We start from the raw sequence: 23,670 nt of genomic DNA on the forward strand, positions 1-23,670 counted from the left end.
CGCCTTTGTGTTTCTATAATTATTCTTTTTTATCGGATAGGGAAGTATAAATTTTCGCTAAGCTTTAGAATGTGCTTAAAAACTGCTACCATTGCAATTTAAATGTAATTGGAATAGAATATGGAACTCTTGTGGGAATACCATTTTGAAGTCCTGGTTGAAAATTTGGTAGCAAAGAAATTATGCGTATGGCCTCATTCTCTAATAAAGGGGAAGGGCCTTTAGTTCTTAGGTTGGTCTTATCTCCATTTTCATCAATAACGAAAATTATACTTACCCTGCCTTGAAGGCCTTTTTTTAAGGCTTCTTGTGGGTAATTAAAGTGATAGCCAATATGCTCTTGCATCAGAGAATTAAATGTTTTACTATCTGAATTGTTGTCAATTCTTTGTTGGTTAGGAAATAAAGGCACTTCCTCGATTACTCCACCTTTAAAAGCCATACTACTATCTAATAATATCTTATTAAGTTGATTGTTTTGTAAATAATGGTAGTTGAAGTGGTATATTATGCTGTATTTAGTTGGTTTGATATTGTCAACTCTTATAATGTTAAGGTCTAAAATCCTGTTCTTTAAATCTTTGTGAAATTTTTTGGTAAGTTTTTTGTCATTGATAGAAGAAAAAAATCTTTCCTTATCAATCTGATTTAAATCATTTAATTGAAAAGTGATATTTGTTTTTAAGGTATCAATTTCGTTATCTCTTTTTTTTGCTAAATCTTCTAGAACATGAAATACTTCTTTCTCTATTTTAATATTTAAGCATTCATTTTTATCTATTGTGTTTGCACATTCAGCTATAATTATTTCCTCCTGAGGAAAATAAACAGAATTGTTTTGCGATAAACAATTCATAGATGTCAAAATACAAACTATAAAAAAGTGAAGTGTTTTAATGCTCATAAGTTAGATTGCAACTTTTCCTTTAATGTGCGGATGCGGATTATAGTCAACCAAAGTAAAATCTTCGAACTTGAAATCGAAAATATCTTTTACATTAGGGTTTATTTGCATTTTAGGCAAAGACCTAGGTTCTCTACTCAATTGAAGTTCAACCTGCTCCATATGATTGTTGTAGATATGGGCATCTCCAAAAGTGTGTATGAAATCACCCGCTTCAAGTCCGCACACTTGTGCCATCATCATAGTAAATAAGGCATAAGATGCAATGTTAAAAGGTACCCCTAAGAAAATATCTGCACTTCTTTGATACAATTGACAAGAGAGTTTTCCGTCCGAAACATAGAATTGAAAAAAGGCATGGCAAGGAGGTAGGGCTGCTTTTCCATTCGCTACATTTTCTGAAAAAGATTTTGAGGTATCCGGTAAAACACTGGGGTTCCAAGCAGAAACCAACATTCTTCTGCTGTTTGGGTTGGTCTTCAAAGAATGAACTACCTCTTTTATTTGGTCAATTTCATCATCGTTCCAATTACGCCATTGGTGACCATATACGGGCCCAAGATTACCATTTTCATCAGCCCATTCATTCCAGATTCGTACACCATTCTCTTGTAGGTATTCTACGTTAGTATCACCTTTTAAGAACCACAACAATTCATATATAATGGATTTTAAATGCAATTTCTTGGTAGTAACCATTGGGAAACCTTCACTTAAATCGAATCGCATTTGATAACCAAATACACTTTTAGTTCCCGTTCCTGTTCGGTCGCCTTTTTGGTTACCTTCTTTAAGAACATGTTTTAAAAGGTCGTGGTATTGTTTCATATAAATCGTATTATGTAAGCGCCAAAACAAGTTATTGGCGAATTACAAAAATACTATTTACATGGGTTTTGAACAGAAATTGCAGTGAGGGTTATAAAGAATTTATTAACTAAAATTCAATTGAAATAATTAGCTATCCTAAAATCATACCTGCAATAGTAGTGGAAAGTAACGAAGCAAGAGAGCCTCCTAAAACAGCTTTCATTCCAAATTCAGAAAGTGTTTTACGTTGCCTTGGGGCAAGTGAGCCAATGCCCCCTATTTGTATGCCTATAGAAGCAAAGTTAGCAAAGCCACATAACATATAAGTGGCCATAATAATTGATTTTTGAAACCCTAAATGAGGAGCGCTGCTTAAATCTTTTAGAGAAGCCAATTGCGTATAGGCCACAAACTCACTTGAGGCTAATTTAATACCTAATAACTGGCCCATTAAAGCAATATCTTCATTGGCGACACCTATTAGCCACATTAAAGGCGCGAAAATTATCCCTAGAATTGCTTCAAGAGAAAGTTTGTCAAAAGAAGAATGATTAGCAATAAATTTGTTTAAGTCGGTAATTTCGCCCAAGAAACCAAAAATACCGTTTAACATGGCAATAAAGGCCACAAAGACCAATAACATGGCGCCAACGTTCACAGCTAATTTTAAACCTTCCGTAGTTCCGTTCGCAATGGCATCTAGTAGATTGGTGCCTATTTTTTCGGTTGAAATTTGAATATTGGTGTCTACCGTTTCAGTTTGTGGGCATAACATTTTTGATACTACAATTGCACCAGGGGCAGCCATTACTGAGGCCGCAATTAAGTGACGAGCAAATTCAAGTCTTAGTGCTTCGTCATTACCGCCTAAAAAACCAATATAGGCAGCAAGTACTCCTCCAGCTACTGTAGCCATACCACCAATCATGACCAAAAGAATTTCGGAACGTGTCATTTTTTCCAAATAGGCTTTAATCATCAATGGAGCTTCGGTTTGGCCTAAAAATATATTCCCAGCTACAGAAAGACTTTCTGGTCCAGAAATGCCCAAAGATTTTGTAAGTAACCATGCTAATCCTTTTACCACTTTTTGTATTGCGCCTAAATAAAATAATACTGAGGTTAAGGCAGAGAAAAATATAATGGTAGGTAAAATTTGAAAAGCGAAAATATACCCAATATTAGGATTGTCTAAATTCATAAGGTTGCCCAATAAAAATTGACTTCCGGCAACTGTAAAGTTTAAAATTTCATTGAACAATTTTCCTAAAACTGTAAAGATCCCTCTAATAAATGGGACTTTTAAAATACCGATGGCTAAGGCAAGTTGAATCGCGATACCAATACCTACTGTTTTCCAATTAATTGCTTTTCGATTAGAACTAAATAAATAGGCAATGAAAAGTAAAACTAGCATACCGAGTATGCCTCTGCCTAAACTAAGGGTCGAAAAGCCTTGGTTTGCAACTATTGTGGGTGGCATGTCAAAACCGTCGGGGTTTTGCGGCAAGGTGGTTTCCACCGTATTCCCTATAATCGTGGATACTTCTATTTCTTGGGCAAGGATAAAATTGGATAATATTAATGCAAAAAATAGCAACCATTTGCCCTTTTTCATAAACTGTAATTTAGTACTTAGTTGCGTTTAGAGATTTCATCTCTCAATTTCGCCGCCTTTTCGTAGTCTTCATTGGCGACTGCCTTTTTTAATTCTGCCTCAAGTTCATCTATCGTTAGTTCTGTGTAACCGTCGGAAGCTCCAGATTCTATTTCTATAGTTTCACCTTCTTGTAGAATTTCATCGACCATTATGCTATCATCGCTATCTTTTTTCTCTTTGTCTTTTGAGGAGAATTTTAGAAAAATCCCAGCTTTATCCAATATAGTCTTATAAGTGAAGATCGGAGCATTAAAACGTAAAGCCAATGCGATTGCATCACTAGTTCTTGCATCTATAATTTCTTCGATACCGTCTCTTTCACAAATGATGCTAGAATAAAAAACGCCATCCACTAATTTGTGAATAATAACTTGTTTGATGACAATATCGAACCTATCTGAAAAATTCTTAAAAAGGTCATGTGTTAAAGGTCTTGGCGGCTTAATTTCTTTTTCTAAAGCGATCGCAATAGACTGTGCTTCGAAAGCACCAATAACTATTGGTAATTTTCTATCACCTTCTACCTCATTCAGAATCAGTGCATAGGCACCATTTTGAGTTTGGCTATAGGAAATACCTTTTATTTTTAAACGTACTAGGCTCATATATCTTTAACTAAAAAAGGCTGTTCAAAATACTTGGGGCTCCAACTATTTGAACAGCCCTTTAAGGGGCACAAAATAACAAAAAATTAGCCGTTTTGAGCTTTAAAAACCTTTAATTTTTCAATCAATTGTGGAACTACTTCAAAGGCATCACCAACAATTCCGTAATCGGCAGCCTTAAAAAAAGGTGCTTCGGGGTCATTATTGATAACAACTTTTGTTTTTGAGGCGCTAACTCCTGCCAAATGCTGAATTGCTCCAGAAATACCAATAGCGATATAAAGATTACTTGCAACGGGCTTTCCTGTTTGACCAACATGTTCGCCATGAGGTCTCCAGCCAAGGTCAGATACTGGCTTAGAGCATGCTGTGGCAGCACCAAGTATATTGGCAAGTTCTTCAATCATTCCCCAATTTTCTGGACCTTTCAATCCTCTTCCTGCGGATACTACAATATCGGCATCTGCAATTGTAGCTTTACCTACAACTTTGTCGATCTCTACTGATTTGGTGTTGTTCGTATTTTCATCTGAAGTAGCACTAACTTCTTCTACTGTAATATCTGTCTTGCTCTCATGCGCGCCAAATGCATTATTGGATACACCGATAATTTTAATATCAGTATTTATTTGAGTGTGTGCAAATCCTTTATTACTGAATGCGGTTCTTTTAACCATTACAGGAGAAGTGCTTTCAGGGGTTTGAACCACGTTAGGTGCGTAACCGGCAGATAATTTAGCAGCTAAAAGAGGTGCTAAATATTTTGTATCGGTGCTAGAGCTAAGAATAACAACTTTGGAGTCTGTGCTTTTAACAGCTTGCACAATACATGCCGCAAAAGCGCTCGCGTTAAATGTTACCAAAGATTCATCTTTAATATTTAAAACTTTAGAAACACCATAATCACCTAGCAATTCATTTTCGGTGTTGTTAAAGGCAACTGCGGTAACAGTGGTTCCCAACATTTTAGCAACGGCTGTTGCGTAAGAGGCAACTTCAAGTGCATTCTTTTTAAACTTTCCTTTTTCTGATTCTGTATATACTAAAACTGACATTTCTCTTTCTTTTTAATTAGTTCCCGAATTTTTGGATATTAAATGACTTTAGCCTCATTATGTAGTAAATCAATCAATTGGTCCACATTGTCGGCAAGTTTAACCTGGCCTTTCGCTGCTGGTTTGTCGAATTTTTTGTCTTCAGTTGCATTAATACCATCTACAGGTTCTAAAACACTCAATGTTTTCTTTCTAGCCATCATAATGCCGCGCATATTCGGTATGCGTAAATCACTTTCTTCCACTAAACCTTTTTGTCCGCCAACAACTAGAGGTAATGTGGTGCTTAATTTCTCTTTACCACCATCAATTTCTCTTATGGCGGTAACATGATCACCATCAATTTCTAAGTTGATGCAAGAGTTTATGAAATTCATGTTAGATAATGAAGCCAAAATGCCAGGCACCATACCGCCATTATAATCAATAGATTCTCTACCACCAATCACTAAATCATAACCTCCGTTTTTAACAACTTCGGCTAATTGTTGCGCAACATAAAAACCATCGGTAGGTTCATCATTTATTCTAAATGCCTCATCTGCACCGATAGCTAATGCTTTACGCATGGTAGGTTCAGCACTTGGGCCGCCTACGGTTGCAATATGTACCGTAGCTCCTTGTTTTTCTTTAAACCACATTGCTCTTGTCAATCCGAATTCATCATTTGGGTTAATTACAAATTGCACGCCATTGGTGTCGAATTTAGTATCGCCATCTGTGAAATTTATTTTAGAGGTGGTATCTGGTACATTACTTATACAAACTAATATCTTCATGTGTAAAAACTTTAATTCAATGACGACGAAGATAACTATTTAATTCTAAATTTATTATGCATGCATAATAAATTTTATAACTTTTTTTAAATACGGCGTTCTATTAATTGACATTATATTTCCTATTTTTGCTTGCTTTCTAGCATATAACAAAGATTAATATTTTCGATAGATGAAAACACTACAATTTAGAGAAGCGATAGCCGAGGCGATGTCCGAAGAAATGAGAAGGGACGAGTCTATCTATTTGATGGGTGAAGAGGTAGCAGAATATAACGGTGCCTATAAAGCTTCCAAGGGTATGTTGGATGAATTTGGTCCAAAGAGGGTCATAGATACCCCAATTTCAGAACTTGGTTTTGCGGGCATAGGTGTGGGTTCTACCATGACAGGGAATAGACCGATTATTGAATTCATGACCTTCAACTTTGCGTTGGTAGGTATAGATCAGATTATAAACAATGCAGCTAAAATTAGACAAATGTCTGGTGGACAGTTTCCTTGTCCTATAGTGTTTAGAGGGCCAACGGCTTCTGCAGGTCAATTAGCGGCAACTCATTCACAAGCTTTTGAGAGTTGGTATGCCAACTGTCCTGGTTTAAAAGTGGTAGTGCCATCTAACCCGGCAGATGCAAAAGGATTGTTAAAAGCTGCTATTCGCGATAATGACCCGGTTATTTTCATGGAGTCAGAGCAAATGTATGGTGATAAGGGCGAAGTTCCAGAGGGTGAGTATACCATTCCTTTAGGTGTCGCTGATATTCGTCGCGAAGGTAAGGATGTTACTATAGTTTCTTTTGGTAAGATTATTAAAGAAGCTGATAAAGCTGCCGATGAATTAGAAAAGGATGGTATTAGCTGTGAAATTATAGATTTACGTACCGTTAAGCCATTAGATTATGAGGCTGTTCTAAAATCTGTGAAAAAGACAAATCGTTTGGTGATTTTAGAAGAAGCATGGCCATTTGGAAATGTTGCCACTGAAATTACATATCATGTTCAAGCACATGCGTTCGATTATTTAGATGCTCCTGTTGTTAAAATTAACACAGCTGATACTCCGGCACCCTATTCACCAGTTTTGTTGGAAGAGTGGTTGCCGAATTATAAAGATGTCGTTGCTGCTGTTAAAAAAGTTTTATATAAGTAAAATACAATTTTGTAAAAGTATCTTAGCTTCTCCGACCAAGTCTGGAGAAGCTTTTTTTATTGATAGATAATTTGATTTGAAAAAAATGCAAGACATCCAAAATTTTTGATGAAAGATATATTCTTTTTAATAGTCAGTTTTTGTTTTTTTATAACTCACGCTCAGACCAAAGTAGGGGGAATTGTAATAGACGAACAAGGCGAACCAGTGTCGTTTGCCAATGTTTTATTTAAGAATTCTACCGAGGGTACGATTACCAATGATGATGGTAGGTTTTATTTAGAATCTGAAAACGATTTTACCACAGCAATCATATCATTTATAGGATATACGGAATATGAGCTAGAACTTACTTCTAAGGTAATGTATGATTTGAAAATTATACTTACCGAGTCGGCCGAGCAGCTAAACGAGGTGGTGTTAATAGCAGGTAAACAATCTAAAAAGAATAACCCTGCTGTAGATATTCTTCGTAAAATTTGGGCAAAGAAAAGGCAAAACGGGGTTCGGCAATTCAGCCAATATGCCTTTGATAAATATGAAAAAGTTGAATTTGATTTAAATACAATAGATAGTTCTTTAATAAAAAGTAAGATATTTAAAGGGCTTGAATTTGTATTTCAAGATTTGGACACTTCTAGAATTACGGGAAAAACCTATTTGCCTATTTTTTTAAATGAAACATTTTCTAAAGTATACGGTGATAATAAACTAAATGAGGAAAAGGAAGATATTTTAGGAAACAAGAACTCAGGTTTTGAAAATAACCAAGCCATTATTGCCTTTGTAAAGGATTTGTATCAAGAGTATGATGTTTATAATAATTACCTAAAATTTTTCGACAAAAGTTTTACCAGTCCTTTGTCAAGAACCGGTGTCGACACTTATAATTATGCATTGCGCGATAGCGCATTTATAGATAATAAGTGGTGTTATAATATAGTATACTACCCTCGACGTAAAAACGAACTGACTTTTAAAGGGGATTTTTGGGTGAATGATTCCACATACGCCATAAAAAATATAAATCTACAGGTAACCAAGAGCGCAAATATAAACTGGGTAAAGGAAATCTATATAGAACAAGATTTTGAAGTTTTGAATGATTCGATATTTCTGTTGAAGCGAGATTATATGTTAAGTGATTTTAGTTTTAATAAAAAAGAGGAGTCTAGAGGTTTGTATGGTAAACGAACTACGGTTTATGATAATTATGATTTTAATAAACCTAAACCAAGGGAGGCTTATAGAAAAGAACGTAATCCTTTAGATGTTAACCAAATATTAAAGGATGATGCGTTTTGGGAAAAAAATAGACTAGAAACCTTAAATAAAGATGAAAAAGGAATTTACAAATTGTTAGATACGTTAAAGACGGTACCTAAATTTAAATCATATTATAACTTAGTAAGCATATTAGGGTCTGGCTATGTTGAAATGGATAAGTGGAACCTTGATTTAGGTTCGGTCTATGATTTTTTTGGTTACAATAGTGCTGAAGGTGCTCGGGTAAGAGTTGGGGCGAGAACATATTATGGTCAAAATGACCCTTGGCGAATTGAAGGTTATACGGCATACGGATTTAAAGATCATAAATTTAAGCATGGTCTTGCAGGTAAATTTTTAGTAGATAGAAATAGTAGGTTAATCGTATCAGGAGGAAACAGGAGGGATATTGAGCAGCTTGGTGTTAGTTTAACGGCGACAAATGATGTTTTGGGCCGAAGTATTGCTTCATCATCATTATTAACGGTTGGCGCTAATAATAGATTGACAAACATTAACCTTAGTGCTCTAAATTTTGAAATTGAACCATTAACTAATTTTAAGTTTTCAGCAGGGGGTACCTTTAGAATATTGAGTTCTGCTTTACCAAATGATTTTAGTTTGGATTATGTAGATCCAGAGTCGCTAACAGGGGTTTCGTCAGAAATACGACAATTCGATTTCAATGCGCTCATTCTGTATACCCCAGGTAAGAAGACCATTGGTTATGGTGTTGAACGCCGTGATGTTAATGATACCTACAGTACCATATTACTGAACTATACCAAAGGGACTAAAGGTGTACTTGATAGTGATTTTGACTATAATAAGTTGCAATTTTCATATAGTCAGCCATGGCAGTTAGGTGGGTTAGGTAGGTTGTTAAGTACTGTTGAGCTTGGAAAAACCTTTGGAGAAGTTCCTTTGGGGCTTTTAAGTGTAGTGCCAGGGAATCAAACTTTTTTCTCAAATTACGGGACGTTTCCAAATTTAGATTTTTACGAATTTGTAACCGATACCTATGCTGCGGTTCATTTGCAGCATAATTTTAATGGACGATTTTTCTCTAGAATACCATTCCTTAGAAAATATAATCTTAGGGAGATTGTGGCGATTCGTGGTGTATGGGGCGATTTGTCTGATGCCAATAAAGCATTAAGTGCGCCAGCGACTGCAAATACACCGTTGCGGGCGCCATCAGAAAAGATATATTATGAATATTCCTTCGGTATAGGTAATATTTTCAAGATCCTTAGAGTGGATTTTAATTTTAGGGGTAATTATTTAGATAATCCTAAAGCAAGGCCATTCGGAGTGACCGGTACATTTGGATTTGTCTTTTAATTCATTTATTTTTTGCAATTATAACAAAGAAGTACCGTTTTCATAGTCAACTATAAATTAAACAACTTAAAATATGGCAGAAGTTAAAATATTGACCTTTGATGTGTTAATAGAGATTCCGAAAGGAAGTAGAAATAAATACGAATACGATTTTGCATTACATAAAATACGATTTGATCGTATGCTTTTTTCTTCCATGATGTACCCTGGTGATTATGGGTTTGTTCCAGAAACATTGGCCTTAGATAAGGATCCACTGGATGTTTTGGTAATGGGAACGGAACCAACCTACCCAATGACGGTAATGGAGGTTAAGCCAATCGGTGTGTTTCATATGACCGATGAAAAAGGACCAGATGAAAAAATTATCTGTGTGCCTGTTTCTGATCCAATATGGAGCAATAACAATGATATCAGCGATTTAAATCCACATAGATTAAAAGAAATTGAACATTTCTTTCAGGTTTATAAAGATTTAGAAGAGAAAAAAGTAGATACTGGCGGTTGGGGTGATGCAAAAGAAGCAATAGAAATATACCAAGAATGTGTAAAGAGATATAATGAAAGTGAGCATAAAGCAAAACGTACTTTTGTGATTTAATTGGTTTAAATACATAATAAAGCCACTTTTTGTATTAAAAAGTGGCTTTTTTTTATTCTATTCTAATTTACTACTTTAGCCGCGCTAATTTTATAACTAAACAAACAACAGATTAAATGGAGTCACTAATGATTTATATGCCAATAGTAATGGCTGTTTTAGGCCTAATTTATATGGGTATCAAGAGGTCTTGGGTAATGAAACAAGATGCCGGAGATGGAAAAATGAAAGAAATATCAGATTACATTTATGAAGGCGCGTTAGCTTTTTTAAGTGCGGAATATAAGCTTTTATCCATATTCGTAGTAATAGTAAGTGTTTTGCTTGCTATAGTATCATTTGTAGTGCCAACAACACATTGGTTAATTGTAGTAGCATTCATTTTTGGAGCTATTTTTTCAGCATTTGCAGGAAACATAGGTATGAAAATCGCTACTAAAACGAATGTTCGTACCACACAGGCCGCCCGTACAAGTTTGCCTAATGCATTGAAAATTTCATTTGGTGGCGGTACTGTTATGGGTCTGGGTGTTGCAGGTTTAGCAGTTCTAGGTCTTACTATATTTTTCATTCTATTCTTCCATTTTTTTATGGGAGGTGTGTGGACTACTACAATGGATATGACAATTGTACTTGAAACTCTTGCAGGTTTTTCATTAGGTGCTGAATCTATCGCATTGTTTGCACGTGTAGGTGGTGGTATTTATACAAAAGCTGCAGATGTAGGTGCAGATTTAGTGGGTAAGGTAGAAGCGGGTATACCAGAAGATGACCCTCGAAACCCAGCTACAATAGCAGATAACGTGGGTGACAACGTAGGTGATGTTGCAGGTATGGGAGCTGATTTATTCGGTTCATATGTTGCTACGGTTTTAGCGGCTATGGTTCTGGGTAATTATGTGATAAAAGATATGGGCGGAAGTATTTCTGATGCCTTTGGTGGTATTGGTCCTATTTTATTGCCAATGGCAATTGCAGGGGCTGGTATTATTATATCTATCATTGGTACAGTGTTGGTGAAAATTAAAAGTAACGATGCAAAAGAAGCTCAAGTTATGGGCGCTTTAAATATTGGTAACTGGACGTCTATTGTTCTTGTTGCTATTTCTTGTTTTGGATTGGTGACTTGGATGCTTCCAGAAACAATGAAGATGGAATTTTTCGGTGAAGGTCTTTTGGAAATTTCCTCAATGCGTGTATTCTATGCTACATTGGTAGGTTTGGTTGTAGGTGCTGTTATTTCTTCGGTAACTGAATATTACACGGGATTAGGAAAAGCGCCAATTTTAAAAATTGTACAACAATCTTCTACAGGAGCTGGCACGAATATAATTGCAGGTTTGGCTACAGGTATGATTTCTACTTTTCCATCTGTTTTGTTGTTTGCGGCTGCAATATGGTCGTCTTACGCTTTTGCAGGTTTTTATGGTGTAGCATTAGCGGCATCAGCAATGATGGCAACAACAGCTATGCAATTGGCGATTGATGCATTCGGGCCAATATCTGATAACGCTGGTGGTATTGCAGAAATGAGTGAGCAAGAACCTATCGTAAGAGAAAGAACGGATATTTTAGATTCTGTAGGTAACACTACGGCTGCAACTGGTAAAGGTTTTGCTATTGCTTCTGCAGCATTGACTTCTTTGGCATTGTTTGCTGCTTATGTAACATTCACTGGTATTGATGGTATTAATATATTCAAAGCTCCAGTATTGGCGATGTTATTCGTTGGTGGTATGGTGCCAGTAGTATTTTCAGCCTTGGCGATGAACGCTGTTGGTAAAGCTGCAATGGAAATGGTTCAGGAGGTTAGACGTCAGTTTAAAGAAATTCCTGGTATTATGGAAGGTACAGGAAAGCCAGAATATGATAAATGTGTTGCAATTTCTACACAAGCATCGCTTAAAGAAATGATGTTACCGGGTTTATTGACAATTGGTTTCCCGTTATTAATAGCTTTCGCTCCTTTATTGTTCGGAATGAACAAATTGGCAATTGCTGAAATGCTAGGTGGTTATATGGCTGGTGTAACAGTGTCAGGGGTATTATGGGCTATTTTCCAGAATAACGCTGGTGGTGCTTGGGATAACGCTAAGAAATCATTTGAAGCTGGTGTGGAGATTAATGGTGAAATGACTTATAAGGGTTCTGAAGCTCATAAAGCTGCGGTAACAGGAGATACGGTTGGTGATCCTTTTAAAGATACATCAGGTCCTTCAATGAACATCTTAATTAAATTAACTTGTTTAATTGGGTTGGTAATTGCTCCAATATTGGGCGGACATGCAGAAGAAGGTGTTGCAATGCAAAACGATACAAAGGAAATATCGGTGGAGTTAAATGTTCAGAATCAAGATTTAGCAGAAGCAGTAGTAACTTTTACAACAATAGTTAATGGCGAAGCGGTTACTGAAGAAGTGGTTTATAATGGAACCAAAGCTGAAGTAGAAGCGAAATTGGCTGAATTTGAAAATGCAAATGTTCTTAAAAAAGGAAAAGCAACTGAAGTTACTATTGAAAAAGTAGAGATTAACAAATAGTTGATACTAATAATTTAAAAAAAGCCATCAGCAATGCTGATGGCTTTTTTTATCCTCTTTTTTATTGAAGTTTGAAGGTAATCGGAATACTGAAAGGAACTTTAACTGCGGTGCCTCTTTGCATACCCGGTTTCATTTTTGGTAGTTTAGAAAGTATGCGTGCTGCTTCTCTTTCTAGTAATTCATGTGGCCCTCTTTTGCTAATAGTACCAATACTTCCATCTTTATTAATAATAAATTGTGTGCTTACCCTACCTTGAAGCCCCATTTCTTGAGCCAATTCTGGATACCTGAAATTTTTTCGAATATGCTTTTGCATCATGGCATTAAAACAAGCTCTCTTGTCCTTTTCATCTTCACAACCAGGAAAAATGGGAACTTCTTCAATAGTAACCCAATTTACCTCTACTTCGTCAGGTTCGTCAATAACTTCTAAATCTGAAATTTCTAAGACTTCTGTATTGGCATCAACCTCAATTGCAATTATCTCTGTCTCTTCAACTTCAGTATCATTTTCTTCAATTTTAATCTCTTGAGGTAAAACTTGTTTCATTATAGGTTGTTCAATTACGAACTCCTCAACATACTCTTCTTCTATTTCACTCTCTTTAGTATTCATAGCTTGGTCCATATAAATATCAGATTCAAAAGTTTTCCATTCTAAGGCTACATATACCATCGCCAATACTAATAGCAGTCCGAATACGAAATACATGCTGCTTTTTTTGTTGAGGTCTTTCTGTGGATTTTTTTTTGGTTCCATAATTTTTAAATTTAGACTTGTTTAAAACAAGTTGGGTTATTATACTTTTGCTTTCATAAAACTATTCTATAGAAAGAGATTGGAAAATGAGCAATGAGTCAGTAGTAGTTTTGACTGAGTGAAATGCCTTTTAATGCTGATTATTACTTTAAAAATAGTTTATGAAGTTACTTTAAGGTGGTATTTGTTAAAATAAAAATTTAAAAGATTGTCGAAAGACCGTAATTTTAACACCATGGGTATTTTTAAGAAAGACAAACTTCAAATTATTAACTTTCAGTCTTACGGTACTGCAACCCGCTTGTATGTGCGTGGTCGTGCTATTGAGGATGAAAACATTGATTTAGATCAAAAAGGTATTTTTAATTTGATGGGGAATACTTGGAAGCGGTTTGAAACAGATGAAATTAGAAATACGGCTCTTAAAATTACTTTTGCAAACGGAGAAACAGTAGAAGGTTCTACTGATAATGATGGGTATTATTTAATTGATAAAAATATAGAGGGATTACAAAACTTAGCGAATGATGAGGGTTGGTTGAATTTTGAGCTATCATTCAATAATCTAAATTTAAAAAGGGATATAGTACTACAGAATCGATTTCCAGGTGAAATGCTCATTCCAAGTGATCAGGCTAAATTCGGTATTATTAGTGATATAGATGATACCATTTTGCATACTGGTGTGGTCTCTTCATTGAAATGGAAGGTAATAATAAATACCATGTTTAAACGCGCTACTAAACGTAGGCAATTAGATGGGGCATCGGACTTTTACATGAAACTCCACAACGGAAAAACAGGAAGAGAAGCGAATCCTTTGTTTTATGTGAGCCATAGTCCTTGGAATTTATACCGATATCTTGAACTCTTTTTAAAAACGAATAATTTCCCTAAAGGTCCAATTCTATTGCGAAGTATGGCAAGTTTTAGAATGCGTAAAAAGAACGACGAGAAACCGCAAAAGCAGCGAGAAATCAGTAATCTACTAAAAGCATATCCTAATTTACCGTTTATACTAATTGGTGATAGTGGAGAAAAAGATGGAGATATTTATCAAGAAATTTCCAGCTTGTTCCCAGGGAGAATAAAAGCAATTTACCTACGAAGCGTAAATCATTCAAAACGAATGAAGCGTATAGAGAATCTATTTTCAGACTTCAAGGATATTCCTTTTTTAATGGTCAATAAAACAGAGGAGGCAATTGCGCATGCGAAAGAAAACGGATTTATCTAAAAACTATTTGGTTGCAATATTTTTAGTGGTTATCCACCTATTTTCATTAAAATCGTTTAAAGCATTAATTAGTTGAAAGCTTTTGAATAAGTAAATAGTATCTGCTTTAATAGGGGCTTCTATGATTTTTTCTTCAGAAAGAAGTTTGGCTCTACAAGTTCCAAGTAATAGAGGGGTAGAAGGTGTTATTATTTCATGGCCATCGGTAAAAAGAATATTGGAGTACGTAGCATCGGTAATGAATCCGTTTTTAATAATTAAAACATCTTTAAAATTTCTTTTTTGTTGAAAAAGGTGGTTTAAATGTATGCGGTCAGTATATTTTAATCGGTAGTCAATTTCGTCATCTTTTAGCAATAATAGGCTTGTTGGTATTATATTGAGGTATTCAGAAATTGTCCATTTGGTGTCAATTTCATTGTATTCGATTTTTAATTTACATTTTAGAGATTTGTCAATTCGCGGTAAGATTACTTTGTCAAATAAAGAATATTCTGCTTCGAATCCAAAAAATGAATAAAAAGAAGATTTGAACCTCGACTCGTGGTAAGACCTATTTTGAATCTCACCATTTGCAATACATACAGATTCAAATAATGGGTACATATATCTTTTCTAAAAGTTCTTGATATTCCTCATCTAGCGTACTTAAGTGTGTAATGCCACCACCACTTTTGTAATGTAGTTGTCCGTCAATTTGTTCAATATACCTTATACTAACGGCACTATCAATTTGGGTGCCATCAAAGATGCCGAAAATGCCAGAATAAAATCCACGAGGCATAATTTCTACGCTTTCAATAATAGCTATCGTCTTCTTTTTGGGAGCTCCGCTTATTGATCCAGCGGGTAAGGTTTTTAGCAATAAGTTGGCGAAATTATCTTTCCAGTTTTTTGGCAGATCACCTTGTATTTCGGTACTGGTCTGTAAAAGCTCTTGGTTGCCTTTTTTTATTTTTTCAATATATCTGAACTTATTGACCTTTACTTTATTGGAAATCATAGAAAGGTCGTTTCTAATGAGGTCTACGATAGTATTATGTTCGTATAACTCCTTTTTGTTAGAAAGCAGTAATTCTTTGGCGTTTGGGATAGTACTATTTATAGTCCCTTTCATAGGGTACGAAAAAATAGTATCGTCCATTATTTTTAGATAGCACTCTGGTGAAAAAAGCACAAATTTATCTTTGTAAAGTAGCTTATAAGGTGCCGAAGCCTTGGTGTAAATCTCGTTTAAACCAGCCGTTGTATTAAGTATTGTTGGGAAAGTAAGATTCAGTAAAAAGCTATTGCCACTATTCAATTCCTTTTTAACCGTGTCAAAAGCTTTTCGATAGATTTCTTTTGATATTGGCACAGGATCTAAATTTATTGGGCTCTTATCTTGAGTTTTAGAATTTAGTTGATTGTCGTTTCCTTTTCCTTTTATATTGAAATAGATGTTTTGTTCGGCTGCTTCCTCAAATGAATACACCAGTTTTTTAGACTTATTGAAGTCTATTATAAATAAAAACGGTTTTTGTTCGTGTAGAAAGTTGGTAACCTTATTTTCAAAATCTTTCAATCAATTTGAGCTTAAATGCGTTGAGTTTAAAATAGGCCGTTAATTTCAGCGTCTATTTTGTTGAGGATTAATCCCAAATCTTCAGGGTTGTCAACAAAGTCAAGATCGTCAACATCGACAATTAACAAGTTTCCTTTCTCATAGCCATGAACCCATGCTTCATAGCGTTCGTTTAAACGACTTAGGTAGTCTATTGAAATTGTGTTTTCATATTCACGTCCGCGCTTGTGAATTTGTTTCACTAGGTTAGGAATAGAACTTCGTAAATAGATAAGAAGGTCTGGTGGTTCAACTAAACTCTCCATCAAATCGAACAAACTAGAATAGTTTTGAAAGTCACGATTGGTCATTAAACCCATGGCATGAAGGTTAGGAGCGAAAATATGCGCATCCTCGTAAATTGTTCTATCCTGTATTATATCCTTACCGCTTTCCTTAATTTGAAGAATTTGTCGGTACCTACTGTTTAAAAAGTAAATTTGAAGGTTGAAACTCCATCGTTCCATTTGATTGTAAAAATCATCTAAATAAGGATTCTCGACAACATCCTCAAAATGCGCTTCCCAATTATAATGTTTTGAAAGTAATTTGGTTAGGGTTGTTTTACCTGCACCAATATTTCCAGCAACGGCAATATGCATTTTGATTCTATTTAACGGTTAAATTAGTGAAAATTATAACGCACAATATACAAAGTAAATTAAGCATTAAGAAAAATAGTAGGTGAAATGTAGCTATTAATAAACACTTATAAAGTATGAAAATTGTTTGTATAAAAACTATTCCTTGGGGTTTTATACAAACAATTTTCATACTTTTGCGTCGTTATCAAAGAGGAAGGATTTGTCTGATTGCAACCTCGGGGCCTTAAGCTAGTTTTAAGGGTAAAAATGCTAAAGCAGTTTAATCCAAATTATATTTGGATTCTCATTTCGAGATTCATAAACTTCTCCCCGAATATCACCAAATCCATTACTGTTTAAAAAAATTGTAATGGCTTATTTATTTACATCAGAATCTGTTAGTGAAGGACATCCGGACAAAGTTGCGGATCAAATTAGTGATGCGTTATTAGATAATTTCCTAGCCTTTGATCCAGAAAGTAAAGTTGCTTGCGAAACCTTAGTGACTACCGGTCAAGTAGTATTAGCTGGTGAAGTGAAGAGTGACACCTATCTAGATGTGCAGAATATTGCCCGTGAGGTGATTAATAAAATAGGATACACGAAAGGTGAATACCAGTTTAGTGGCGATTCATGTGGTGTTATTTCATTGATTCATGAGCAGTCTCAAGACATCAACCAAGGTGTTGATCGTGGTTCTAAAGAAGAGCAAGGTGCTGGTGATCAAGGTATGATGTTCGGGTATGCGACTAGCGAAACCGAAAACTACATGCCGTTGGCTTTGGATATATCCCACAAAATTCTGCACACATTGGCAGAAATTAGACGGGAGAATAAAGAAATCAACTATTTAAGACCAGATGCCAAGGCACAGGTAACTATTGAATATTCAGATTCCAATGAGCCACAACGTATCGATACAATTGTTGTGTCAACGCAACATGATCCTTTTGATAAGGATGATGAAAAAATGTTGGCGAAGATAAAGTCAGATATCATTTCAATACTTATCCCAAGAGTAAAAGCACAATTGCCTAAGGAAACACAAAAGTTGTTTGATAATCAAATAAAGTATCATATTAACCCAACAGGTAAGTTTGTAATTGGCGGCCCTCATGGCGATACAGGTTTAACGGGTCGAAAGATTATCGTAGATACCTATGGCGGAAAAGGAGCTCATGGTGGTGGTGCTTTCAGCGGAAAAGACCCCAGTAAGGTAGACCGCAGTGCGGCTTATGCTGCAAGGCATGCTGCAAAGAATTTAGTTGCTGCCGGTGTTGCTGATGAAATTTTGGTGCAAGTGAGTTATGCAATTGGGGTAGTAGAGCCAACCTCTATTTTTGTAGATACCTACAGAACTTCAAAGGTATCGTTGAGTGATGGTGAAATAGCAAAAAAGGTAGCTAAATTATTTGATATGAGACCATTTGCAATTGAAGAGCGCTTGAAACTACGAAATCCAATTTATTTGGAGACAGCTGCTTACGGCCATATGGGTAAATCACCAATTACTATTACAAAGGTTTTCGAATCACCCTACAACGGTCGTGTCGAAAGAGAAGTAGAATTGTTCACTTGGGAAAAGTTGGACATGGTAACAGAAATTAAAAAAGTATTTAATTTATAACGTCATAGTTTATTAGTGCCTCGATGGAGGCACTTTTTTGAAAAATATATCATTTCGAGGTACGAAGCAATTTAACTTATAATAAATGAAACTCATGTTTTGCTTTTTGCTTTGCACTTATTTTAGTAACCACTTCATGAAGCTTGCCTGCCGCTATACAGGGGTGTTATAAATACAAGTTCCATTCCGAGATAAACATTCTTTAAATCTCAACACAAACATTTTAAGATAGTTACACAACAACTTTGAGTGGTTTTGCAACAAATTTAAATTTGTAGGAAAAATATTACATAAATTTAAAATGTAATTAATTGTGAATCCCAAATTACTTAATAGAAATAGATCAAATGTATGGTAAAAGTACTGACCAAAAACGGACATAAACAAGTGTAGGTTGAAGCCCCAAAAGTTGACCAAAACAAGTTTCTATCTGAGCATATGGAGTCTATTTAAAACTGCTTATTTAAAAAATAACTTAACCTATGAATGCTTACTTAAAATTCACCAAATCTACTCTAGCTTTATTAATGTTTATTGTTTTTCAATCTTGTTCAAAAGATGCTGACCTAATATCGGAGTATGTAATACGTGATGTGGAAAAAATTGAATTTAGTACTAAACTTAGTCATTATGATTTTATTGAAATAGCTACGCCAGTAAACGTACAAGAACACAAGCTGTCAAGGCCAACTAACAGATTTGGTGTTCAAGATTCAAAATAACCTTATGTAAAGTCCCAAAGAAAAAATTAACTTAAAAACATGTCCCAATGAAAAATCAACTTAATCAAGAATCAGAAGTAAAAGTTAACCGAAACAATTTTTATGAAGGAATACTACTTTTAACCAAAAAGTTATTCATGATGTAAGCGTTTTGAGTTAGAAATTAAAAGAGCGAATCACCTACAATTCGCTCTTTTTTTATGCCCTAACTTTACGTATTCACTTTCTCGTTTGTAAAGAGATTTTTATTTTGCTATAATGAATACCTTGAAGAAATCTGTTTATCGGGAAAACACTTATTATTCGAAATACGGAATTTTTATTCCGTACAGTAGTAAACTTTCTTAGCTTTAAGATTTCAAAATCTTAAGACATGCCAAAATTTACCATCAAACATCTTTTTGCGTTTATTTTTCTTTCTACTTTGATTATTTCCTGTAGAAAAACACCCAAAGTAGCAGATGCTGAAATCTCCGAAACCTTTGTTGGGGATAACTATAATAAAAAAGAGGTAGATATCGTCATGCGTGATGGCATAAAACTCCACACTACCATTTATTCCCCAAAAGATACTTCAAAAGAATATCCTATTATCATGCAGCGAACACCCTATAGTTCGCAGCCATACGGAGCGGGAAAATTCAAAGAGAAAATTGCACCAAATATACATATGATGCAAGATGGGTATATCGTCGTCTACCAAGATGTTCGTGGCCGCTGGTTGAGCGAAGGGAACTATGAGAATATGCGTGCATATAATCCAAACAAGAAAACGGATCAAGATATTGATGAAAGTTCAGATACGTATGATACGATAGACTGGCTGGTAAATAATGTAGAGAACAACAATGGCAATGTGGGTATTTGGGGAATTTCCTATCCTGGTTTCTACTCTACGTATGCAGTGGTAGATGCTCACCCAGCATTGAAGGCTGCCTCTCCACAAGCAAGTATAGCTGATTTCTTTTTTGATGATTTTCACCATAACGGAGCCTATTTGTTAAGCTATTTTAGAGCGACCTCTTTATTCGGTACGCCAAGACCAAATGGCGATAAACCTATAGACACGGCTTGGTATGTATTGCCGGAATTACCGACCGAAGATCAGTACCAATTCTTTTTAGATGAAGGTCCGTTAAAAAATTTGGATAAGTTCTTTGAGTATGAAACCGCCGATACACCACGTATGGCAAAAGAAGGCGTGACCGATGATTATTTTTGGAACGAGTTAAAAGAACACCCCAATTACGACGAACTTTGGCAGAGTAGGGGATTGATTCAGCATTTAAAAAATGTAAAACCTACTGTGGCGACCATGGTGGTTGCAGGCGAGTTTGACGCAGAAGATTTATACGGGCCGTTAGAGACCTATAAGAATATTGAGAAGTACAACGCAGATAATTACAATACTTTAGTTTTCGGACCGTGGGATCATGGTGGATGGGCACGTAGTAAAGGTCAGAATATAGTGGGAAACTACTATTTCGGAGATTCCATTTCTGAGTTTTTCCAAGAGAAGATAGAAACCAAGTTCTTTGACCATTTCTTAAAAGGAAATGGCGATAAAAATAGTGGACTACCTGAAGCCTATGTTTTTGATTCCGGAAGAAAAGATTGGAAAACCTATGATACCTGGCCACCAAAAGGCATGGTTAAAAAGGATATGTATTTATCAGCAGACCAAGAATTAACAACTGAACCAAAAAAGGTAGAAGGCATTCAGTTTATTAGTGATATTAAAAAACCGGTTCCGTATTCTGAGGATATTAAAACCGTATTTACCCCTAGGAAATACATGACAGACGACCAACGGTTTGCCGCTCGCCGTAGTGATGTATTGGTGTTTGAAACCGAAGTTATGGAAAATGACCTGACATTAGCAGGAGATATCTTAGCAAAATTAAAAGTAGCGACGACAGGTACAGCGGCAGATTGGATCGTGAAAATTATCGATGTGCACCCAGCAGATGAACCTGCCTATGAAGGCATACAAGACCATTTAAAAATGAGTAATTACCATTTAATGGTGCGTAGCGAAGTACTGCGGGGGCGTTTTAGAAATAGCTTCGCCAACCCAGAACCATTTGTGCCCAACCAAAAGACAGATGTTACGATAAAGTTACAAGACGTTTTCCATACCATTAAAAAGGGACACAAGTTACAGGTGCAAGTACAGAGTACCTGGTTCCCGTTGATAGATTTAAACCCGCAGACTTATGTGGAAAATATTTTTGAAGCAGATGAGGCGGACTTTAAAACCCAAACCCATACCGTATTTACAGATTCTAGTATTGAGTTTTCGGTGTTGGAGTAGGCAATTTGTAGGATTAAGAAATAACCAAGCCAATAGCATAACACAAGAATAACTTACTTTTATTACAAACGAACCTTACCAAATACCAACACCAAAAATGAAAAATTTATTATCAGCAATAGTAGTGCTTTTATTCCTAGTGCCGCATTTAGGCGCAGCTCAAAAAAGCAAAACCAAAAGGCCAAATATTATTTTCATCATGTCAGATGATCATGCGTATCAGGCGATAAGCGCGTATGATGATAAACTGATTCAGACACCAAATATAGACCGCTTGGCAAAAGAAGGGATGTTGTTTACGAATGCGAGCGTTACCAACTCCATTTGTGCACCATCAAGAGCTACTATACTTACGGGTAAGCACACACATATCAATGGAAAAGTAGATAATTACTTTCCGTTCGATACTACGCAAGTCACTTTTCCGCAGATATTTAAAGCGAACGGTTATAAAACCGCCATGTTCGGCAAGCTTCATTTTGGAAACAACCCAAAAGGGGTAGATGAGTTTATGATTCTACCAGGTCAAGGTAATTATATTAATCCCGATTTTATTGTCACCAACGGTGATACCATTACAAAACAAGGCTATGTAACCGATATCATAACAGATGTATCTTTAAATTGGTTAAAGGAAGAAGCGGCTGATGACGAACCTTTTATGATGATGTATTTGCATAAAGCACCACATCGCCCTTGGTGGCCAAGACCAGATAAGTTCAAGGAATTCACCAAGAAAACATTCCCAGAACCAGAAACGCTGTTTGACGATTACAAGAATAGAGGCTCAGCGGCAAAAACGGCCGAAATGAATCTGTTGACCCATATGATGTACAGTCACGATAGTAAGATTAGGCCAGAGACCTTGGCGAAAATGGAGGGCACCGTTTTTCCGGTAGTTGAGGAATATCCTAATGGATTTTATGGTCCGTATAATCGTGCCACAGCAGAGCAAAAAGCATTATATGATCCTGTACTAGATTCCATCAATGATTTCTTCTATGAGAATTGGCCAAAAATGACCGTTACCGAGAAAATGAAATGGAAATACCAACGATACATGCAAGATTACTTAGGGAGTATTTCTTCGGTGGATGATAATGTAGGTAGGCTTTTAGATTATTTAGATGAGTCTGGTTTAGCAGAGAATACGATTGTTATTTACACTTCTGATCAAGGTTTTTATTTAGGAGAACATGGCTGGTTCGATAAACGATTTATTTATGACGAATCTTTTAAAACTCCGTTACTGGTACGTTGGCCAAATGTTGTGAAACCAGGTGCTGTTGAAAATGAAATGGTACAGAATTTAGATTTTGCACAAACCATGTTAGAAGCAGTAGGTATTACACCACCAAACGATATGCAGGGCGAAAGTCTAATTCCGCTATTAAAAGGAAACAAAAAAGACTGGACACGTGATGCCGTATATTATCAGTATTACGAATACCCATCGGTGCACATGGTTAAACGCCATTACGGCATTGTAAATAAAGAATTTAAGCTAGTTCATTTCTACTATGATGTTAATGAATGGGAACTGTACGATAGGTTAAACGATCCTAATGAAATGAACAACGTATACAACGACCCTACCTATGCAGATACCGTTAAGAAATTAAAGCAAGATTTAATTGCACTACGTAAAAAGTACAAAGACTCCCCAGAGCAAGACCAGCAATATATTGAGAAGTACAAAAGTGCGGGGATGATTAAGTAGTTGATGGTAGTTGGGTATTATGTCAGTTCAAGTGCTTTTATTCTAATTGGTGATTTTGAATGAAAGTGTATCGAGAACCTAGCTAGTCAATATGATTGTAGATATGTTTTGATCAAAAGAGTCTAAATTAAAATAGCTTCTCGATACAACTTTTCTTCCCGAAAAGGTCGTGAAAGCCACTCGAAGTGACATATTACAATGTATATAACTAGTTATAAACGCTCCTCAAATGGCACAATATGTGATTTTATATAAATTTTTCTAAATGATTAGGTTTTTAAAATCTTCTGCCCTTATATTTGTAGCCAAAGTTCAAACACATATTGAATAGTTATCAAGAAAGGTGGAGGGATTAGACCCTTTGAAACCTTAGCAACCCTTTGTTC

Annotated in this window: 19 protein-coding genes; 9 read left to right on the plus strand and 10 right to left on the minus strand. The window is 35.7% G+C overall.

Going from position 1 to position 23,670, the window contains the following annotated elements; genetic code table 11:
• Positions 1-85: 85 nt before the first annotated feature.
• The 6 genes from AACZ49_RS17225 to AACZ49_RS17250 all read right to left on the minus strand — a co-directional run bounded on the left by AACZ49_RS17225 (position 86) and on the right by AACZ49_RS17250 (position 5,813).
• The gene (locus AACZ49_RS17225; RefSeq protein WP_339657335.1) at positions 86-856 is read right to left on the minus strand and encodes an energy transducer TonB; all 771 of its coding nucleotides are present in this window, start codon (positions 854-856) and stop codon (positions 86-88) included.
• A gap of 51 nt (positions 857-907) precedes the next feature.
• Positions 908-1,732 carry a thymidylate synthase gene (locus AACZ49_RS17230; protein ID WP_339657337.1) on the minus strand — a complete coding sequence of 275 codons (825 nt, stop codon included), beginning with the start codon at positions 1,730-1,732 and terminating at the stop codon, positions 908-910.
• Positions 1,733-1,865: 133 nt separating this feature from the next.
• A complete protein-coding gene (locus AACZ49_RS17235) occupies positions 1,866-3,332 on the minus strand; it encodes a nucleoside transporter C-terminal domain-containing protein (RefSeq protein ID WP_339657339.1) in 1,467 nt (488 codons plus the stop codon).
• Between the two features lie 17 nt (positions 3,333-3,349).
• On the minus strand, positions 3,350-3,979 hold the full coding sequence (locus AACZ49_RS17240; protein ID WP_335633169.1) for a bifunctional nuclease family protein: 630 nt from the start codon (positions 3,977-3,979) through the stop codon (positions 3,350-3,352).
• Between the two features lie 86 nt (positions 3,980-4,065).
• Positions 4,066-5,034 carry an electron transfer flavoprotein subunit alpha/FixB family protein gene (locus AACZ49_RS17245; RefSeq protein ID WP_339657347.1) on the minus strand — a complete coding sequence of 323 codons (969 nt, stop codon included), beginning with the start codon at positions 5,032-5,034 and terminating at the stop codon, positions 4,066-4,068.
• A gap of 38 nt (positions 5,035-5,072) precedes the next feature.
• Positions 5,073-5,813 carry an electron transfer flavoprotein subunit beta/FixA family protein gene (locus AACZ49_RS17250; RefSeq protein ID WP_339657349.1) on the minus strand — a complete coding sequence of 247 codons (741 nt, stop codon included), beginning with the start codon at positions 5,811-5,813 and terminating at the stop codon, positions 5,073-5,075.
• Positions 5,814-5,985: 172 nt separating this feature from the next.
• On the opposite strand from AACZ49_RS17250, the gene AACZ49_RS17255 reads away from it, so the two are divergent.
• The 4 genes from AACZ49_RS17255 to AACZ49_RS17270 all read left to right on the plus strand — a co-directional run bounded on the left by AACZ49_RS17255 (position 5,986) and on the right by AACZ49_RS17270 (position 12,714).
• Positions 5,986-6,963, plus strand: coding sequence for a pyruvate dehydrogenase complex E1 component subunit beta (locus AACZ49_RS17255; RefSeq protein ID WP_339657351.1), 978 nt, complete (start codon positions 5,986-5,988; stop codon positions 6,961-6,963).
• Positions 6,964-7,071: 108 nt separating this feature from the next.
• The gene (locus AACZ49_RS17260; RefSeq protein WP_339657352.1) at positions 7,072-9,573 is read left to right on the plus strand and encodes a DUF5686 family protein; all 2,502 of its coding nucleotides are present in this window, start codon (positions 7,072-7,074) and stop codon (positions 9,571-9,573) included.
• Positions 9,574-9,646: 73 nt separating this feature from the next.
• Positions 9,647-10,174, plus strand: a complete 528-nt coding sequence (locus tag AACZ49_RS17265) for an inorganic diphosphatase (protein WP_339657353.1) — start codon at positions 9,647-9,649, stop codon at positions 10,172-10,174.
• A 116-nt stretch (positions 10,175-10,290) separates the two neighbouring features.
• The gene (locus tag AACZ49_RS17270; RefSeq protein WP_339657354.1) at positions 10,291-12,714 is read left to right on the plus strand and encodes a sodium-translocating pyrophosphatase; all 2,424 of its coding nucleotides are present in this window, start codon (positions 10,291-10,293) and stop codon (positions 12,712-12,714) included.
• 61 nt (positions 12,715-12,775) lie between these two features.
• On the opposite strand, the gene AACZ49_RS17275 is transcribed toward AACZ49_RS17270, so the two are convergent.
• Positions 12,776-13,477, minus strand: a complete 702-nt coding sequence (locus AACZ49_RS17275) for an energy transducer TonB (protein ID WP_339657355.1) — start codon at positions 13,475-13,477, stop codon at positions 12,776-12,778.
• A gap of 208 nt (positions 13,478-13,685) precedes the next feature.
• Here AACZ49_RS17275 and AACZ49_RS17280 point away from each other — a divergent pair, with 208 nt between their 5' ends.
• Complete coding sequence (locus tag AACZ49_RS17280; RefSeq protein ID WP_339657356.1) at positions 13,686-14,714, plus strand: phosphatase domain-containing protein; 1,029 nt, start codon at positions 13,686-13,688, stop codon at positions 14,712-14,714.
• Positions 14,715-14,717: 3 nt separating this feature from the next.
• On the opposite strand, the gene AACZ49_RS17285 is transcribed toward AACZ49_RS17280, so the two are convergent.
• From AACZ49_RS17285 to AACZ49_RS17295, 3 genes are read right to left on the minus strand one after another with little or no spacing between them, the layout of a single operon-like run.
• Positions 14,718-15,320: an aminotransferase class IV gene (locus tag AACZ49_RS17285; protein WP_339657358.1), complete on the minus strand. Its 603-nt coding sequence runs from the start codon at positions 15,318-15,320 to the stop codon at positions 14,718-14,720.
• The gene (locus tag AACZ49_RS17290) at positions 15,304-16,278 is read right to left on the minus strand and encodes an aminodeoxychorismate synthase component I (RefSeq protein WP_339657359.1); all 975 of its coding nucleotides are present in this window, start codon (positions 16,276-16,278) and stop codon (positions 15,304-15,306) included. The genes AACZ49_RS17285 and AACZ49_RS17290 overlap by 17 nt, the downstream gene beginning before the upstream one ends.
• 26 nt (positions 16,279-16,304) lie before the next feature.
• Entirely contained in the window at positions 16,305-16,919 is a 615-nt protein-coding gene (locus AACZ49_RS17295; protein WP_339657360.1) for a deoxynucleoside kinase, read from the minus strand.
• A gap of 352 nt (positions 16,920-17,271) precedes the next feature.
• On the opposite strand from AACZ49_RS17295, the gene metK reads away from it, so the two are divergent.
• The 4 genes from metK to AACZ49_RS17315 all read left to right on the plus strand — a co-directional run bounded on the left by metK (position 17,272) and on the right by AACZ49_RS17315 (position 23,284).
• Positions 17,272-18,528 carry a methionine adenosyltransferase gene (metK, locus tag AACZ49_RS17300; protein ID WP_339657362.1) on the plus strand — a complete coding sequence of 419 codons (1,257 nt, stop codon included), beginning with the start codon at positions 17,272-17,274 and terminating at the stop codon, positions 18,526-18,528.
• Between the two features lie 482 nt (positions 18,529-19,010).
• Positions 19,011-19,250, plus strand: coding sequence for a hypothetical protein (locus AACZ49_RS17305; RefSeq protein ID WP_339657364.1), 240 nt, complete (start codon positions 19,011-19,013; stop codon positions 19,248-19,250).
• A gap of 373 nt (positions 19,251-19,623) precedes the next feature.
• Positions 19,624-21,564: a CocE/NonD family hydrolase gene (locus tag AACZ49_RS17310; protein WP_339657366.1), complete on the plus strand. Its 1,941-nt coding sequence runs from the start codon at positions 19,624-19,626 to the stop codon at positions 21,562-21,564.
• A gap of 97 nt (positions 21,565-21,661) precedes the next feature.
• The gene (locus AACZ49_RS17315; protein WP_339657368.1) at positions 21,662-23,284 is read left to right on the plus strand and encodes a sulfatase; all 1,623 of its coding nucleotides are present in this window, start codon (positions 21,662-21,664) and stop codon (positions 23,282-23,284) included.
• Positions 23,285-23,670 lie beyond the last annotated feature (386 nt).

It is taken from the genome of uncultured Maribacter sp., assembly GCF_963975365.1.
GTDB lineage: Bacteria > Bacteroidota > Bacteroidia > Flavobacteriales > Flavobacteriaceae > Maribacter.

Coding starts and splice junctions, on each gene's coding strand:
- AACZ49_RS17315 (WP_339657368.1), top strand. CDS start 21,662: ATGAAAAATTTATTATCAGCAATAGTAGTGCTTTTATTCCTAGTGCCG.
- AACZ49_RS17310 (WP_339657366.1), top strand. CDS start 19,624: ATGCCAAAATTTACCATCAAACATCTTTTTGCGTTTATTTTTCTTTCT.
- AACZ49_RS17270 (WP_339657354.1), top strand. CDS start 10,291: ATGGAGTCACTAATGATTTATATGCCAATAGTAATGGCTGTTTTAGGC.
- AACZ49_RS17230 (WP_339657337.1), bottom strand. CDS start 1,732: ATGAAACAATACCACGACCTTTTAAAACATGTTCTTAAAGAAGGTAAC.
- AACZ49_RS17275 (WP_339657355.1), bottom strand. CDS start 13,477: ATGGAACCAAAAAAAAATCCACAGAAAGACCTCAACAAAAAAAGCAGC.
- AACZ49_RS17225 (WP_339657335.1), bottom strand. CDS start 856: ATGAATTGTTTATCGCAAAACAATTCTGTTTATTTTCCTCAGGAGGAA.
- AACZ49_RS17250 (WP_339657349.1), bottom strand. CDS start 5,813: ATGAAGATATTAGTTTGTATAAGTAATGTACCAGATACCACCTCTAAA.
- AACZ49_RS17245 (WP_339657347.1), bottom strand. CDS start 5,034: ATGTCAGTTTTAGTATATACAGAATCAGAAAAAGGAAAGTTTAAAAAG.
- AACZ49_RS17240 (WP_335633169.1), bottom strand. CDS start 3,979: ATGAGCCTAGTACGTTTAAAAATAAAAGGTATTTCCTATAGCCAAACT.
- AACZ49_RS17235 (WP_339657339.1), bottom strand. CDS start 3,332: ATGAAAAAGGGCAAATGGTTGCTATTTTTTGCATTAATATTATCCAAT.
- AACZ49_RS17255 (WP_339657351.1), top strand. CDS start 5,986: ATGAAAACACTACAATTTAGAGAAGCGATAGCCGAGGCGATGTCCGAA.
- metK (WP_339657362.1), top strand. CDS start 17,272: ATGGCTTATTTATTTACATCAGAATCTGTTAGTGAAGGACATCCGGAC.
- AACZ49_RS17265 (WP_339657353.1), top strand. CDS start 9,647: ATGGCAGAAGTTAAAATATTGACCTTTGATGTGTTAATAGAGATTCCG.
- AACZ49_RS17260 (WP_339657352.1), top strand. CDS start 7,072: ATGAAAGATATATTCTTTTTAATAGTCAGTTTTTGTTTTTTTATAACT.
- AACZ49_RS17305 (WP_339657364.1), top strand. CDS start 19,011: ATGAATGCTTACTTAAAATTCACCAAATCTACTCTAGCTTTATTAATG.
- AACZ49_RS17295 (WP_339657360.1), bottom strand. CDS start 16,919: ATGCATATTGCCGTTGCTGGAAATATTGGTGCAGGTAAAACAACCCTA.
- AACZ49_RS17285 (WP_339657358.1), bottom strand. CDS start 15,320: ATGTACCCATTATTTGAATCTGTATGTATTGCAAATGGTGAGATTCAA.